Below are 15,426 nucleotides of genomic sequence, written 5' to 3'. Positions count from 1 at the left end.
TGATGCCTGTCCGCACCGACCGCCCCTCGCGCCTGGCCCGCCCATGGTCGCCCCTGCTGCTGGCCGTGTGCATCGCCGCATCCGGCGCGCCCGCTCTGGCCCAGTTCAGCCTGGGCGACGCGCCGTCCGTGTCGCCACGGATCCCGGGCGTGCCCAGCCTGAGCACAGACCTCAAGCTGCAAGGGCAGCAGACCACCGCCGACTACATCGTCGCCGTGGTCAACCAGGAGCCCATCACCCACACCGATGTCGACAAGCGTGTAGGACGCATCATGGAGTCGGCCGGTCGCAACCCCAATGCCCGGCTTCCACCTCCCGATGCCCTGCGCCAGCAGGTGCTCGAAGCCCTGATCGACGAGAAGGTGCAACTGCAGTACGCCAAGACCACCGGCATGAACGTGAGCGATGCCGAAGTGGACGATGCCGTGGCCAACATCGCCTCGCAGAACCAGATCTCGCTGCAGGAGCTGCGCCAGCGCATGCGCGCCGACGGCCTGGACTACGACCGCTACCGCAACAGCCTGCGTGAGCAGATGCTGCTCGAGCGCGTACGTGCCCGCGAGGTCAACGCCCGCATCCAGATCTCCGACAGCGAGCTCGACGCCTTCAACGCCCAGGCGGCGGCGGCCGGCCGAGACACTGACCTGAACCTGGCGCACATCCTGATCGCGGTGCCCGAAGGCGCCAGCGCCGACAAGGTGCGCCAGCTGGCCGCCAAGGCCGAGGCATTGCGCGAACGCGCCGTCGCTGGTGTCAACTTCGCGCAATTGGTCAAGGACAACACCGACGACACGGGCACCCGCGACAACGGCGGTACCTTCGGCATGCGCCCTGCCAGCCGCCTTCCCGAGCTCTTCACCGACGCCGTGAAGGACCTGAAGGTGGGCCAGGTGTCCAAGGTCGTGCGCTCGGGTGCGGGCTTCCATGTGCTCAAGCTGATCGAACGCGAGAACGCCGGCAAGGCCAGCTACACCCAGCAACGCGCTCGCCACATCCTGCTGCGCACCACGCCACAGATGAGCATCAAGGCTGCACGTGACCGCATGATGAATATCCGCAAGGAGATCGTCGGCGGCCAGGCCAGTTTCGCCCAGATGGCACGGCAAAATTCGGAAGACGGCAGCGCCACCCGTGGCGGCGACCTGGGCTGGGCAGCCCCTGGCCAGTTCGTGCCCGAATTCGAGCAGGCCCTGCTGGCCCTGCAGCCCGGCCAGGTGTCCGAGCCGGTGGTGACGCGCTTCGGCGTGCACCTGATCCAGCTGATCGAGCGACGCGAGGTGCAGCTCACCGACCAGCAAAAGCGCGAAGCTGCCCGCAGCGTGCTGCGCGAGCAGCGCTTCGAATCCACCTACGAAGACTGGGCCCGCGAGCTGCGCGCCGCCGCTTTCGTGGACATGCGTGATGCGCCCTGACCGCCCCGACCGCGGCGCGGGCGCCGGCGACAGCCACCGCGCCCGCAAGCGTTTCGGCCAGCACTTCCTGGCCGACCCAGGGGTGATCGACGAGATCGTGCGCGGCATCGACCCGCGCCCGGGCCAGCCTCTGGTCGAGATTGGTCCCGGACTCGGCGCGTTGACCAACCCCGTGGTCGACCGCAGTGGCCAGCTCACCGTGATCGAGCTGGACCGAGACCTGGCCGCGCGGCTGCGCAAACGTCCCGAGCTCAACGTGGTCCAATCCGACGTGCTCAAGGTCGATTTCGCCGCGCTGGCCGACCAGGCCGGCAGCGCTTTGCGCGTGATCGGCAACCTGCCCTACAACATCTCCACCCCCATCCTGTTCCACCTGCTGCCCTTCGCCAGCCGTGTGCAGGACCAGCACTTCATGCTGCAGAAGGAGGTGGTCGACCGCATGGTGGCCGAGCCCGGCAACAAGGATTTCGGCCGCCTGAGCGTGATGCTGCAGTGGCGCTATGACATGGAATCCATCGTCGACGTGCCTCCCGAGGCCTTCGACCCGCCACCCAAGGTGGATTCGGCCGTGGTGCGCATGACGCCGCGCCGTGCAGACGCCCATGGCGACCTGGACGTGGCCCTGCTGGGCGAGATCGTCACGGTGGCGTTCTCACAGCGCCGCAAGATCCTGCGCAACACCCTGGGCCGCTGGCTGGACGAGCGTGGCGTGCAGACCGACTTCGATCTGAAGCGCCGTGCCGAAGAAGTGCCCGTGGACGACTACCTGGCGCTGACGCGCCTGGCGGCGGCGCAGAGATGACCATCAGCCGGCCCTGGCTCGGACGTGGCGGCTTCCCGCCGCACGTCGTCCGCCAGCCCAGGCCGGCCACCGAGCGCAAGCTCACCATCGGCGAGATCGCGATGGCGCAGAAGGTCTTTGCGGCATCCGTCAAGTACGACGCGGTGCGCGTGCACAAGGGCCGCTTCCTGCCCGGCAGCGGCGACAACGCCATGACGCCTTTTGGCGAGATGTATTTCCCGCCCAACGAGTACCGGGATGACTTCTCGCTAGGCGCCGATTCCGCCAAGATCTGGTTCATCCACGAGATGGCCCACGTGTGGCAATACCACCTGGGCCTGTGCGTGATGTGCAACGGCATCACCCTGGGCTTTCGGGGTGGCTATGGCGAGGGCGCCCCGGCCTACGACTACGACCCCGTGCTGGACAAGGACAAGAAGCTGCCTGACTTCAACATGGAGCAGCAAGGCGACCTGATCGCCCATTACTTTGACGCGCGCCATCTTGCCGGCAACGGCAAGCTGCACGCACGGCGTGTGGGCCTGCTGCCGTTCTACGAGGCTGTGCTCGCGGACTTCCTGAAGAACCCTGCCGATGCCAAGCTTCTGCCCAAACACGCCCGCGTCGGCCGCTAGGCGTCGCGCCATGGCCTGGGTGCTGGGCGCCTGCGTGGCGCCCGCCTGGGCCACGTCATCCGAAGTGCATGGCCCGGTTGAGTTGCAGATCAATGCGCAGGGCCGCCCCTGCGCGTATGTGCGCGCCGGCTCACCCAACGAAGCCAAGCAGGGCTGGTCCATTCAATTGTGGCAAGGCGGTCCACACGAAGCTGAGCAGGGCGGCACGCCTGCCTGGCAGATCGATGCCGATCCGGGAAGCCCTGCCCACGCCACCTGGCCCAATGAGGCCAGCAAATGCATCGCGCTGCCCTCGGCGGCACTGATGCCCAGCCGCCCCTATCTGCTGGAGATCAGCAGCATCCGGCTCTACCGCAGCAGGTTCTGCTGGCAACCCATGCCCCAGGGCAAGCCAGCCCATCTGGTGGCCGTGGACAGCGAAAGCGGTCGATGCACCGCCCAACCATGGGTCGGCCAGGATGGACACGCCTTGCGCATGCCGGCCTGGTGGGACCGCTTTCAGAACTGGTGGCGCGGCCTGCCGAGACCCTGAGGCCGCGCCTGCCTCATCAGGCTTGTGATGACGCGCCTGACAGGCGACGACGGCCCAGCATGCCGAGCACGCCCAAACCGGCGATGGCCAGGGCCAGGGATTCGGGCTCCGGCACCAAGGCCACCGACGTCCCATAGCTCGGGATGATGTCGAAGGTGAAACCCGTACCGGCTGGGCCAAACAGCTCGAAGGTGTAGATGCCGGCGGCCAGGCTGGTGAAGCTGTAGATCGACTGGAAGGACGGCAGCGAGAGCACGGCCGAAGGCGCCACCGGTGCCGGGCTGTACAGGCCGCCAAACGTCGGGCCCGTGCCGGAGATCACGGTGGTGATGCCCCCGCTGGAGAGCAACTCGAAGGTCACCGAGGCACCGCCCGTGTAGGGGTAGATGCTGTCGAAGGTGCCCGACACCGTCAACGCATTGGCCGCACCGGCCGACAGCGCCATCACCGCACCGGCCACAGCCGACATCAAGCATTTCATTTGCGAGCTCATAGAACCTCCACCGCGTCTGCGATCAAAGATACAAAAATGTGAGAGAGCTCACGCATGGTCCGTGCCAGAAATCACACCCCGTTCAGGGGGCTGATCAGCCTGCTTGCGGTGCGTTTTTGCCGACAATGGGCAGCAAAGGGGCTGTCAGCATGGTGCAATGCACAATAAATGCGCACCCTTTGTGGCGCATGGCCCATCCTTCCGCTTCATGAAAACCTACCTCGTCGGCGGCGCCGTCCGCGATCGACTGCTGGGACGCACCACCCAAGACAACGACTGGGTGGTGGTTGGCGCGTCGCCTGAAGGCATGGTGGCCAAGGGCTTCCTGCCCGTGGGCCGCGATTTTCCGGTCTTCCTGCACCCGCAGACGAAGGAGGAATACGCCCTGGCCCGCACCGAGCGCAAGTCCGGCCGGGGCTACCATGGCTTCGTCTTCCAGACCACGCCCGACGTCACACTGGAAGAAGACCTGGCCCGCCGCGACCTGACCATCAATGCCATGGCACAGGCGGCCGACGGCACGCTGGTCGATCCCTACAAAGGGCAGGACGACATCCGCACCCGCGTGCTGCGCCACGTGTCTCCCGCGTTCGGCGAAGACCCTGTGCGCATCCTGCGCCTGGCGCGCTTCGCTGCCCGCCTGCCCGACTTCACCGTGGCCGCGGAAACCGCCGAGCTGATGCGCCGCATGGTCGACGAGGGAGAGGCCGACCACCTGGTGGCCGAGCGCGTGTGGCAGGAGCTGGCCCGTGGCCTGATGGAAGAACGCCCTTCGCGCATGTTCGAGGTGCTGCGCGACTGTGGCGCCCTGGCGCGCCTGCTGCCCGAGGTCGAGCGCCTGTGGGGCGTACCCCAGCGCGCCGATTACCACCCCGAGGTGGACACCGGCGTGCACCTGATGATGGTGCTGGACATGAGCGCGCGGCTGGGGGCTTCGCTGCCCGTGCGCTTCGCCTGCCTGTGCCACGACCTGGGCAAAGGCACCACCCCTGCGGACGTGCTGCCCCGCCACATCGGCCATGAACAGCGCAGCGCCCACTTGCTCAAGCAGGTGTGCGAGCGCCTGCGCGTGCCCAATGAATGCCGGGAACTGGCCGATGTGGTCGCCCGCGAGCACGGCAACATCCACCGCAGCGAGGATCTGTCTGCCGCTGCCACGGTGCGCCTGCTAGAACGGCTGGATGCTTTCCGCAAGCCGCAGCGCCTGCCTGACATCCTGCTGGCCTGCGAATGCGACGCACGCGGCCGACTGGGTTTCGAGGAACGCGCCTACCTGCCAAGCGAACAACTGCGCCAGGCGCTGCAGACCGCCCACGCGGTGGACACGGCCCAACTGGCCGCCGAGGCGCTGGAGAAGGGCCTGAAGGGGCCGGCCATCGCCCAGGTCATCCAGCAGGCCCGCATCGCGGCCGTCGAGCCCTTGCGCCCGCCGGTGGCAACCCAGGACCCGTCGACACCATGAACAGGGCCCGGCTGCCGTGACCCGGACGCTGTTGGTGGTGGAAGACCACGCCCTGGTCAGCGAAGGCATCCTCAAGGTGGTCACCACGCAGTGGCCCGATCTGGTCGCGCACCAGGCCTGCGACCTCGCCAGCGCCTTGCGCTGCCTGGACAATGCCGGCATCGACGTGATCATCACCGACCTCAACCTGCCCGATGCGCAAGGACTGGACACCCTGGTGCGCCTGCGCGCGCATGCACCGCGCTCGCGCATCGGCGTGGTGTCAGGCAGCAACGAGCTGAGCCTGGCCCTGGCCTGCCTGCGCGAAGGGGCCTGCGCCTTCGTGCCCAAGGCCGGCAGCCTGGCCCACTTCACCGAGGGGCTGCGCACGCTGGCCCATGGCGGCGTGTACTTCCCGCGGGAGCTTCTGGCGCAAGCCCATGCGGCCGCCATCACAGGCCCGGATGACGAAGCCTTGGCCACCAACACAGGCGCCAGCGTTTCGGCAGCACCCTCTGGGCGCCCCGGCAGCCCGGCACGCCTGACCCCTCGACAGATCGAGGTGCGCGCACTGCTGTTGCACGGCCTGGCCAACGCCCTGATCGCCGACCAGCTGGGCATCAGCGAGGAAACCGTCAAGCTGCACGTGCGCGCCATCCTGCGGGCGCACGGCGCACACAACCGGGTGCATCTGCTGCTCAACTGCGCGCGAGACGGCCTGCCCGAGTCCCCCGCCTCGGGCAGGTGACCGGCATGAAGTTCCTGCGACTGAACCTGCAAGGCCTGTCATCCACCGACCGCGCCATCTACCTGGAACAGCTGCGAGACCACTGGCGGCTGGATGTCTGGGCCATCCCAGGGCAGTTCATCGCGCTGCTGGCCCTCATCCCCGTGGTGCGACGCAGCGGCTTGTCTCCGTGGGAATGGGGCCCGCCCATCGCCTTGCTGCTGGCCACCTGGGCATGGGGCAGCCTCTCCATCTGGCGCCTGCGCCGCGTGGTGCTCGACGCAGGCAACTACCCGCGCTGGCGCGCGATCACGCTGATGCGCGAAGTGACGCAAGCCACCGGCTGGGCGCTGCTGGCCGCCATGCTGTGGGGCGCCCTGCCGACGCAATGGCATCTGCTGATCCTCACGGCGCTGATCATCTTCGGCTACACGGCCATGTTCTTCAGCACCCACGATTCAGGCGTGGCCACCGCGGCCAACCTGCCCATCCTGCTGATCGTGCTGACGCGCCTGCTGCTCGACCCGGCCGAAGGCACCGCCACCATTGCGCTGATCCTGACCTTGTCCATGGTGACCTGCCTGGGCGTGGGCCGCCTGATCGAAGTGCGTCTGCTCGATGCCGAGCGCCTGCGCATCCGCAACGAACAGCTGGTGGCCGAACTGGCCGACGAGGTCGACAAGGTGCGCCAGGCCAAGGAGGCCGCCGAGCAGGCCAACCGCCACAAGAGCGAGTTCATCGCCACCGCCAGCCACGACGTGCGCCAGCCCCTGCACAGCCTGACCCTGCTGTCGGGCCTGCTGCTCACGCGCCTGCAGGAGCCCGAATCCCGAGGCCTGGCGGGCAAGATCAGCGCCGCGGTGGACGGCCTGCGCGGCATCTTCGAGCAGCTCTTCGACATCGCCCGAGTGGACTCCCACAAGCTGGTGCACCAGCCCCAACCGTTCATGCTGGCGCCCTTGCTGGGCCAGATGAACGACGAGTTCGAGTTGCTGTGCCAGGACAAGGGACTGCACTGGCAGGCCTGTGATCCCCCCTGCCCGGGCGCCGACTTGGCCGTGATGGCAGACCCGCTGTTCATGCAGCGCATCCTGCGCAACCTGCTGGAAAACGCCCTGCGCTACACCGCGCCCGGCGGCACTGTGCGGCTGCGCGCGTTTGCACGCGCCGGCGGGGTGGTGGTGCAGGTGTGGGACGAGGGCCCCGGCATCGCCCGCGAGGACCGGGCCCGCATCTTCGAGGACTACGTGCAGCTGCACAACCCGGCCCGCCATTTGCGCGAAGGCCTGGGGCTGGGGCTGGGCCTGGTGCGGCGCCTGATACACGCCGGCGGCTACCGGCTGACGGTGCGCTCGAGGATGGGCCGTGGATCGGTGTTCTCGCTACGGGTGCCGACGGCGCAAGCCACGATGCTCCACGGGCTCGAACGGACCGAGCCATCGGCGTCATCCTCGGCCACAACATCCGATGAAGTCCATCGGGCCCGCGCTGTGCTGCTGGTGGAGGACGATGACGAGGTGCGAGGCACCACCGCCACCGTGCTGCAGGCCCACGGCTGGACCTGCTTCGCGGGCCCCACCCTTGCTCAGGCCATCGACGCGCTGGCCCGCGCCGAGACCTGGCCCAGCGCCCTGCTGACCGATCTGCGGCTGGGCACCCCTGATGACGGCCTGGATGTGGCGCGTGCAGCCCGGCACGAGTTCGGGGCCGAGCTGCCCGTGCTGCTGCTCACCGGTGACCTGGATCCGTCCCTGGACGGTCGGGCTCAAGAGGCCGGTGTGGCCTTGCGACGCAAGCCCTTGTCGCCCGCGGAACTGCTGCAGGCCCTGGAAACCCTCGCGTCGCGCTGAAGCCGCAACTACCCCCTGAGGGTTATGGACTCGGATTAGCCCTTTCGCATGGAATGGCTGTCTCCGACCCTCAGCGCAGTACCCACATGCCCGACACACCCGACACCACCTTGCCCGCCACCGACCAGGACGCCCGCATCCCGCTGGGTTGGGATGTGCTGGTGCTGATGACTGCGGCGGGGTCGGCCAGCGCTGCGGCCTTGCTGGACGCCGCCTTGACGCCCCTGCTCATCGTGGTGGGGCTGGCCTGCCTGATCCGCCTGGAGCGGGTCTGGCGCCCCTGAACATCCGGACACCTCATTGATCCGCTTTTTCATGGCTGCCGCTCACGCGCAGGCATGAAAAAGCGCCCCCGGATGCCGTGCGTGAGCACGAAAACATGCGGAGGGCGCGAAGCCCGGCCCCGGCCGGCAAGCCGGGGCCTTCGATTCACTGGTCAACGGTCATGACATGCCGGGGCAGCACGCCTGCCCCGGAGCGCGAGCACAGCCTCAGTCGGCTTGCTTGCGCAGGAAGGCCGGGATCTCCAGCTCGTCCATGCCGTTGCTGGCCAGGGCGTCCACCTTCTGGGCCGCCTGCGTGCGGCCGCTGCGCCACACGCTGGGGGTGTTCAGGCCGCTGAAGTCATTGCCATGGCCGGCGTGGCCCATCTGGTGACCACCCGGGTGCACCGGGTTGTTCAGGATGGGCAGGTTGTCGGTGCCGGTGCGGGCGAAGATCTGCGAATGGCTTTGCGGAGCGCTGTGCACCACGGTCATGCGCTTGGCAGCGCTCAGGCCGGTGGCGATCACGGTCACGCGAAGCTGGTCACCCAGGCTTTCGTCGTAGGCCGTGCCGTAGATCACGTGCGCGTCTTCGGCAGCGTAGCGGCGGATGGTGTTCATCGCGTTGCGCGACTCGCTCAGCTTGAACGTTGCCTTGCTTGCCGCGATCAGCACCAGCACGCCACGTGCACCCGACAGGTCGATGCCTTCGAGCAGCGGGCAGGCCACGGCGGCTTCGGCGGCCTTGGTGGCGCGGTCAGGGCCCGAGGCCGTGGCCGTGCCCATCATGGCCTTGCCGGGCTCGCTCATCACGGTCTTGACGTCTTCGAAGTCGACGTTCACCAGGCCCGGGATGTGGATGATGTCGCTGATGCCGCCGACGGCGTTCTTCAGCACATCGTTGGCCTGCTTGAAGGCTTCTTCCTGGGTGATGTCATCGCCCAGCACTTCCAGCAGCTTTTCGTTGAGCACCACGATCAGCGAATCGACGTTGGCTTCGAGCTCGGCCAGGCCGGCCTCGGCCTGCTTGAGGCGGCGGTTGCCTTCGAACTCGAAGGGCTTGGTGACCACGCCGACGGTCAGGATGCCCATCTCCTTGGCCACGCGGGCGATCACGGGCGCGGCGCCCGTGCCGGTGCCACCGCCCATGCCGGCAGTGATGAACACCATGTGCGCGCCATCCAGGGCCGTGCGGATCTGCTCCGTGGCCTCTTCGGCCGACACGCGGCCGGCCTCGGGTTTGGAACCGGCGCCCAGGCCGCTGGTGCCCAGTTGCAGATTCTGCTCGGCCGTCGAACGGCTCAGGGCCTGGGCGTCGGTGTTGGCGTTGATGAACTGCACGCCTTGCACACCCTGGGCGATCATGTGGTCGACAGCGTTGCCGCCACCGCCGCCCACGCCGATCACCTTGATTTGCGTACCCAGGTCGAAGTTTTCAATCATCTCGATAGGCATGTCATACCTCCTAGTAGTCTCAATCAGCAGTTGCCAGTGAATTGGGAAGAAACGTTTTAGAAATTACCGATGAACCAGTCCTTCACCCGTCCGAACAGGGTCTGAACCGACCCGGCCTTCTGAGCGGCCTTCATGCCGCGGGTGCGGGACAACCTTGCTTCTTCGAGCAAGCCCATGACGGTGGCCGACCGAGGGCTGGCCACCATGTCGTGGAGAGCGCCTGAATACAGCGGCACGCCCTTGCGCACCGGTTTCAGGAAGATGTCCTCGGCCAGCTCGACCATGCCCGGCATCACCGCCGAGCCGCCGGTGAGCACGATGCCCGAGGACAGCAATTCTTCGTAACCAGACTCGCGGATCACCTGGTGGACCAGCGAGAAGATCTCTTCGACGCGCGGCTCGATCACGCCGGCCAGGGCCTGGCGCGAGAGCATGCGCGGGGCGCGGTCGCCCAGGCCGGGCACCTCGACCTGCTCGTTCGGGTCGGCCAGCAATTGCTTGGCCACGCCGTGGTCCACCTTGATGTCCTCGGCGTCTTTCGTGGGCGTGCGCAGGGCCATCGCGATGTCGCTGGTGATCAGGTCACCGGCGATGGGGATCACGGCCGTGTGGCGGATGGCGCCGTCGGCGAAGATGGCCACATCCGTCGTGCCTGCACCGATGTCGACCAGGGCCACGCCCAGGTCCTTCTCGTCTTCCGTCAGCACCGAGGCGCTGGATGCGCTGGGGTTGAGCACCAGTTGCTCGGCCTCCAGGCCGCAGCGGCGCACGCACTTGACGATGTTCTCGGCCGCGCTCTGCGCGCCGGTCACGATGTGCACCTTCACCTCGAGGCGGCCACCGCTCATGCCGATGGGCTCCTTCACCTCGTGTCCATCGATGATGAACTCTTGCGGCTCGACCAGCAGCAGGCGCTGGTCGTTCGGGATGTTGATGGCCTTGGCGGTCTCGACCACGCGCTGCACGTCGATGGGCGCGACCTCCTTGTCGCGCACGATGACCATGCCGGTGCTGTTCTGGCCGCGGATGTGGCTGCCGGTGATGCCGGTCCACACGCGGCTGATCTTGCAGTCGGCCATCAGCTCGGCCTCTTTGAGCGCCTGCTGGATGGATTGCACGGTGGCGTCGATGTTGACGACCACACCGCGCTTGAGGCCGTGGCTGGGAGCGACGCCCAGGCCGGCGAGACGCAGATCGCCACCCGGCAGGACTTCCGCGACGACCGCCATCACTTTGGCGGTGCCGATGTCCAGTCCGACGACAAGGTCCTTGTAATCCTTGGGCATGGTGTGCGGGTTTTGACGAGTTTAAGGCGTTTGAGGAGCGTTGGCCACACGCCCCTTTGGAATGTTCTGAACGGTGCTCAGGCCCTTGAGCCGCACGGCATAGCCATGCGGGTAGCGCAGGTCGGCATAGGCGAGTGGCTCGCCGTACTGTTGGCGCAGTTGCGGCAGCGTGCGCACGAAGCGTTCGGCGCGCGCCACGAGCTCATCGGTCTCGCCCCGGCCCAGCTCGATCAGGGCATCGTTCTCGAGCTTGACCGTCCACGAACCGCGATCGGTCAGCTTGAGTGTGTCGATCTCTGACTCCAGGGGCGCCAAGGCAGGCTGCAGCTTGCGCAGCATGGTCAGCATCAGGCGGGCCTGGTCTGCCGTGGCATGGGCCGGGCCTTGCAAGGTGGGCAGCGGATCGTCTTCGACATCGCCCAGGTTGGCATCGAAGACCTCGCCCTGCTGGTTGACGAGCTGGTCGTCGCGGTCTTCGTGGCGCCAGTAGGCGGCGGGCTTGTGCTCTTCGAGCGTGACGCGCAGCTCATTGGGCCACACGCGGCGCACCAGCGCCTGGCGCACCCAGGGCACGGACTCGAACACGGCGCGCGCACGGGCCAGGTCCACCAGGAAGAAGTTGCCCTCCACGCGCGGCACGACGTTGGCCCGCACCGTGGCCAGGTTGTTGCGCTGCATCTCGCCGTCGATGCTGAGCTTGTGGATCACGAAGTAGGGCTGGCGGATCAGCACGTTGAAGGCCGCCGCCAGCACCAGCAGCACCGCCACCACGGCCAGTGCGGCGGTGGCGGCGTTCATCCAGCGGATGTCTTGCGGCATCTCGCTGGGTGATTGCAGGGCCTGGGCGGTGAGCATGGTCGTGGTGGTGTCCGGTGTGGGGCTGCGGGGCGGTTCAGTCCGAACGCTGGCCAGCGCTCATGGCCTCGTACATGCCGGGGATCTCGCGGTCCAGGGCGGCGGTGGTCAGCAGGTGCACGCACAGCTGCTCGTAGCTCAGGCCGGCCACGCGGGCCGACATGGGCACCAGCGAGTGCGAGGTCATGCCGGGCGCGGTGTTGATCTCCAGCAGGCTGGGCTCGCGGGTGACCTTGTCGATCATCACGTCGACACGGGCCCAGCCACGGCAACCCAGGGCCTTGAAGGACTTGACCACCAGGCGCTGGATGTTCTCTTCCTCGTCGGCCGACAGGCCAGACGGGCAGTGGTACTTGGTGTCGTCGGTGAAGTACTTGTTCTGGTAGTCGTAGTTGCCATCGGGCGCAGCGATGCGGATCACCGGCAGGGCCACGGGCTCGCCATTGACCTCGAGCACCGGGCAGGTGGTTTCGTCACCGTCGATGAACTCCTCGCACATGACTTCTTCGTCGTGCTGGGCGGCCAGGGTGTAGGCCGCAGCGCACTGGCTGCGGTCCGTCACCTTGGTCAGGCCGATGGACGAGCCTTCACGGGCCGGCTTGACGATGATGGCCGCGCACTCGAGGTAGTCGAACGCCTCTTCGCATTCGGCCGCGCTCTTGACCACACGCCAACCCGGCGTGGGCACACCCTTGTAGCGCCACATCAGCTTGGTCACATCCTTGTCCATGGCCTGGCTGGAGGCCTTCACGCCCGAGCCGGTGTAGGGCAGCTGCAGCCATTCGAGCTCGCGCTGCACGGTGCCATCCTCACCGCCACGGCCATGCAGGGCGATGAAGCAGCGCGTGAAGCCCTCCTTGCGCAGGTCTTCGAGCGGGCGCTCGGACGGGTCGAACGCATGGGCATCAACGCCTTGCGACTGCAGGGCCTTGAGCACGCCGGTGCCGGACATGATGGAGATCTCGCGCTCGGCGGAATCGCCGCCGAACAGCACGGCGACCTTGCCGAAGGAGGTCGGATCCACGGTGGGCGGGGCAATCTGGAGGGGGGCGCTCATGGCATCGGTCCTCGTCTCAATCTTTCAGCAGTTCAACAACCTTGGCGGGCACGCCGCCAATGGAGCCCGCCCCCATGCAGATCACGACATCACCCGCACGGGCGGTGTCGGCGATGCTCTGCGGCAATGCGGCGATCTCGTCCACGAAGAGCGGCTCGACCTTGCCCGACACGCGCACGGCGCGGGTCAGGGCGCGGCCGTCGGCGGCCACGATGGGTTGCTCGCCGGCCGCGTAGACCTCGGTCAGCAGCACAGCATCGGCCGTGCCCAGCACCTTCACGAAATCCTCGAAGCAATCGCGCGTGCGGGTGAACCGGTGCGGCTGGAAGGCCAGCACGATGCGCTGGCCCGGGAAGGCGCCGCGCGCCGCGCTGATCACGGCGGCCATCTCGACCGGGTGGTGGCCGTAATCATCAATCAGCGTGAACGTGCCGCCATCACTGGTCTTGAAATCACCGTAGCGCTGGAAGCGCCGGCCCACGCCGGTGAACTCGCCAAGCGCCTTGATGATGGGCCCGTCGGGCAGTTCGATCTCGGTGGCCACGGCGATGGCGGCCAGCGCGTTGAGCACGTTGTGCACGCCGGGCAGGTTCAAGGTCACGGTGATGTCGGGCATCACGGTGCCGTTGCGGCGCTGCACGACGAAGCGCATCTGGCCGCCGGCCAGGGCCTCGACGTTGACCGCGCGCACCTGCGCGTCTTCACCGAAGCCGTAGGTGATGACCGGGCGCGAGATCAGCGGGATGATGGAGCGCACCCCCGGATCGTCACCACACAGGATGGCCGACCCGTAGAAGGGCATGCGGTGCAGGAAATCGACGAAGGCCTGCTTGAGCTTCGCGAAATCGTGCCCGTAGGTGTCCATGTGGTCGGCGTCGATGTTCGTGACGACGGACAGGATGGGCAGCAGGTTCAGGAAGGAAGCGTCGGATTCATCGGCCTCGACCACGATGTAGTCGCCCTTGCCCAGCGCCGAGTTGGCCCCGGCGCTGTTGAGCTTGCCGCCGATCACGAAGGTGGGATCGACGCCGGCTTCGGCCAGGATGCAGGTGACCAGCGAGGTGGTGGTGGTCTTGCCGTGCGTGCCGGCGATGGCGATGCCGCGCTTGAGGCGCATCAGCTCGGCCAGCATCACGGCGCGCGGCACCACGGGGATGCGCCTGGCGCGCGCGGCGATCACCTCGGGGTTGTCGCCCTTCACTGCGGTAGAGGTGACCACGGCCTCGGCGCCTTCGATGTGCGCGGCCTCGTGGCCGGTGAAGACACGGATGCCCAGCGAGGCCAGGCGGCGCGCGGTGGCGCTGTCCTGCTGGTCGGAGCCGGACACGGTGTAGCCCAGGTTGTGCAGGATCTCGGCGATGCCGCTCATGCCGGAGCCGCCCACGCCGACGAAATGGATGTGCTTGACCGCGTGTTTCATGCTGCGGCCCCCTTTCGGGTTGAAGATGAGGTCAGTCGTTCGATGTCGTCGGCCACGGCCGCAGCGGCACCACGGCGGGCCAGCGCGTGCGCCTTGTCGGCCATGGCGCGCAGGTCGTCGCGGTGCAGGCCGCGCAGGCGCTCGGCCAGGGATTCGGGTGTCAGCTCGCCCTGAGGCAGGTGGATGGCCGCGCCGTGCTTCGCCATGTAGGCGGCGTTGTCACGCTGGTGGGCCGTGGTCGACACCACCAGCGGCACCAGGATGCTGGGCACGCCGGCCACGCACAGCTCGCTCACGGTGATGGCGCCGGCTCGGCAGATGATCACATCGCAATCGGCCAGGCGCTGGTCCATGTCGTTGATGAAGGGCAGCACCTCGACCTCGCGCGGCAGGTCGATGCCCTGCTGGCCGTACGTGGCCTTGACGGCCTCGTACTGGGCCACGCCGGTCTGATGCGTGATGCGGGGGCGCTCTTCAGGGGCCAGCAGGGCCAGCGCGCGGGGCAGCGTGTCGTTCAGCACCTTGGCGCCCAGGCTGCCGCCCACCACCAGCACGCGCAGCGGGCCCAGGCGGCCGGCAAAGCGCAGCGCAGGCGGTGCGATGGCCTCGATCTCGGCGCGCACCGGGTTGCCCGTGACATGGGCCACGCGGTGGCGTGTGGCCACCTTGGCCACGTCCTCGCTGTCGAAGCCGAAGGCCACGGCATCGGCCACGGGCAACAGGGCCTTGTTGCTCATCAGCAGCGAGGCATCGGCGTTGACCAGCACCAGCGGCAACCCGCGCGCCGACGCCATCAGGCCGCCGGGGAAGCACACATAGCCGCCCATGCCCAGCACGGCATCGGCCTTGCGGCGGCCCAAGATGCCGAAGCACTCACCGAAGGCCTTGACCAGGCGCAGCCCGCCGGTCAGCGTGTGCAGCAGGCCCTTGCCCCGCAGACCGCTGAAGCCGATGGTGTCCATGGGGATGCCGCTGGGCGGCACCAGGCGGTTCTCCATGCCGGCCTTCGTGCCCAGCCAGCTCACGGCCCAGCCGCGCTGCTGCATCTCGCGCGCCACGGCCAGGCCGGGCATGACGTGACCGCCGGTGCCGGCGGCCATGATCACCAGGTGCTTGGAGGTGCTCATGCGCGGCCTCCGCGCATCAACGGTCGCTTCGCGCCCTGCCCCCGCTGCGCGGTGGCCTGCCGGTTTTGGGGAAACAGCCAGTTCATGCGCGG

Annotated in this window: 15 protein-coding genes; 8 read left to right on the top strand and 7 right to left on the bottom strand. The window is 67.7% G+C overall.

Annotation, left to right across the window (positions count from 1 at the left end):
* The first annotated feature begins 2 nt into the window (after positions 1-2).
* The 4 genes from EIP75_RS01465 to EIP75_RS01450 are packed head-to-tail and all read left to right on the top strand — an operon-like array spanning position 3 to position 3,360.
* The gene (locus tag EIP75_RS01465) at positions 3-1,412 is read left to right on the top strand and encodes a peptidylprolyl isomerase (RefSeq protein WP_158622707.1); all 1,410 of its coding nucleotides are present in this window, start codon (positions 3-5) and stop codon (positions 1,410-1,412) included.
* Positions 1,402-2,214, top strand: a complete 813-nt coding sequence (gene rsmA / locus EIP75_RS01460; RefSeq protein WP_125241423.1) for a 16S rRNA (adenine(1518)-N(6)/adenine(1519)-N(6))-dimethyltransferase RsmA — start codon at positions 1,402-1,404, stop codon at positions 2,212-2,214. Before EIP75_RS01465 ends, rsmA begins: the two co-directional genes overlap by 11 nt.
* Positions 2,211-2,828 (top strand): hypothetical protein, encoded by a 618-nt coding sequence (locus tag EIP75_RS01455; protein WP_125241422.1) that lies wholly within the window; start codon positions 2,211-2,213, stop codon positions 2,826-2,828. The genes rsmA and EIP75_RS01455 overlap by 4 nt, the downstream gene beginning before the upstream one ends.
* Positions 2,829-2,838: 10 nt before the next feature.
* On the top strand, positions 2,839-3,360 hold the full coding sequence (locus EIP75_RS01450; RefSeq protein ID WP_125241421.1) for a hypothetical protein: 522 nt from the start codon (positions 2,839-2,841) through the stop codon (positions 3,358-3,360).
* Positions 3,361-3,376: 16 nt separating this feature from the next.
* On the opposite strand, the gene EIP75_RS01445 is transcribed toward EIP75_RS01450, so the two are convergent.
* Positions 3,377-3,841: a PEP-CTERM sorting domain-containing protein gene (locus tag EIP75_RS01445; protein WP_158622706.1), complete on the bottom strand. Its 465-nt coding sequence runs from the start codon at positions 3,839-3,841 to the stop codon at positions 3,377-3,379.
* Positions 3,842-4,061: 220 nt separating this feature from the next.
* Between EIP75_RS01445 and EIP75_RS01440 the strand changes: the two genes are divergently transcribed.
* The 4 genes from EIP75_RS01440 (at position 4,062) to EIP75_RS01425 (ending at position 8,155) form a co-directional block, all read left to right on the top strand.
* Positions 4,062-5,315 carry a multifunctional CCA addition/repair protein gene (locus EIP75_RS01440; RefSeq protein WP_125241419.1) on the top strand — a complete coding sequence of 418 codons (1,254 nt, stop codon included), beginning with the start codon at positions 4,062-4,064 and terminating at the stop codon, positions 5,313-5,315.
* Positions 5,316-5,331: 16 nt separating this feature from the next.
* On the top strand, positions 5,332-6,042 hold the full coding sequence (locus tag EIP75_RS01435; protein ID WP_125241418.1) for a response regulator: 711 nt from the start codon (positions 5,332-5,334) through the stop codon (positions 6,040-6,042).
* Positions 6,043-6,047: 5 nt separating this feature from the next.
* Positions 6,048-7,871 (top strand): hybrid sensor histidine kinase/response regulator, encoded by a 1,824-nt coding sequence (locus EIP75_RS01430; RefSeq protein ID WP_125241417.1) that lies wholly within the window; start codon positions 6,048-6,050, stop codon positions 7,869-7,871.
* Between the two features lie 86 nt (positions 7,872-7,957).
* Complete coding sequence (locus EIP75_RS01425) at positions 7,958-8,155, top strand: hypothetical protein (RefSeq protein ID WP_125241416.1); 198 nt, start codon at positions 7,958-7,960, stop codon at positions 8,153-8,155.
* A 207-nt stretch (positions 8,156-8,362) separates the two neighbouring features.
* Here EIP75_RS01425 and ftsZ read toward each other — a convergent pair whose 3' ends face one another.
* From ftsZ to murG, 6 genes are read right to left on the bottom strand one after another with little or no spacing between them, the layout of a single operon-like run.
* Positions 8,363-9,589, bottom strand: a complete 1,227-nt coding sequence (gene ftsZ / locus EIP75_RS01420; protein WP_125241415.1) for a cell division protein FtsZ — start codon at positions 9,587-9,589, stop codon at positions 8,363-8,365.
* A 56-nt stretch (positions 9,590-9,645) separates the two neighbouring features.
* Positions 9,646-10,875: a cell division protein FtsA gene (gene ftsA / locus EIP75_RS01415; RefSeq protein WP_125241414.1), complete on the bottom strand. Its 1,230-nt coding sequence runs from the start codon at positions 10,873-10,875 to the stop codon at positions 9,646-9,648.
* Between the two features lie 21 nt (positions 10,876-10,896).
* Positions 10,897-11,730 (bottom strand): cell division protein FtsQ/DivIB, encoded by an 834-nt coding sequence (locus tag EIP75_RS01410; RefSeq protein WP_125241413.1) that lies wholly within the window; start codon positions 11,728-11,730, stop codon positions 10,897-10,899.
* Positions 11,731-11,767: 37 nt separating this feature from the next.
* On the bottom strand, positions 11,768-12,787 hold the full coding sequence (locus EIP75_RS01405) for a D-alanine--D-alanine ligase (protein ID WP_125241412.1): 1,020 nt from the start codon (positions 12,785-12,787) through the stop codon (positions 11,768-11,770).
* A gap of 16 nt (positions 12,788-12,803) precedes the next feature.
* On the bottom strand, positions 12,804-14,207 hold the full coding sequence (murC, locus tag EIP75_RS01400) for a UDP-N-acetylmuramate--L-alanine ligase (protein WP_125241411.1): 1,404 nt from the start codon (positions 14,205-14,207) through the stop codon (positions 12,804-12,806).
* Positions 14,204-15,334: an undecaprenyldiphospho-muramoylpentapeptide beta-N-acetylglucosaminyltransferase gene (murG, locus tag EIP75_RS01395; RefSeq protein WP_125241410.1), complete on the bottom strand. Its 1,131-nt coding sequence runs from the start codon at positions 15,332-15,334 to the stop codon at positions 14,204-14,206. The genes murC and murG overlap by 4 nt, the downstream gene beginning before the upstream one ends.
* Positions 15,335-15,426: the final 92 nt, after the last annotated feature.

The organism is Aquabacterium soli (genome assembly GCF_003933735.1).
Taxonomy (GTDB): Bacteria; Pseudomonadota; Gammaproteobacteria; order Burkholderiales; family Burkholderiaceae_C; genus Aquabacterium; species Aquabacterium soli.
Note: the sequence above shows the minus strand (reverse complement) of the source record. Positions and strands in the feature narration are given on the sequence as shown.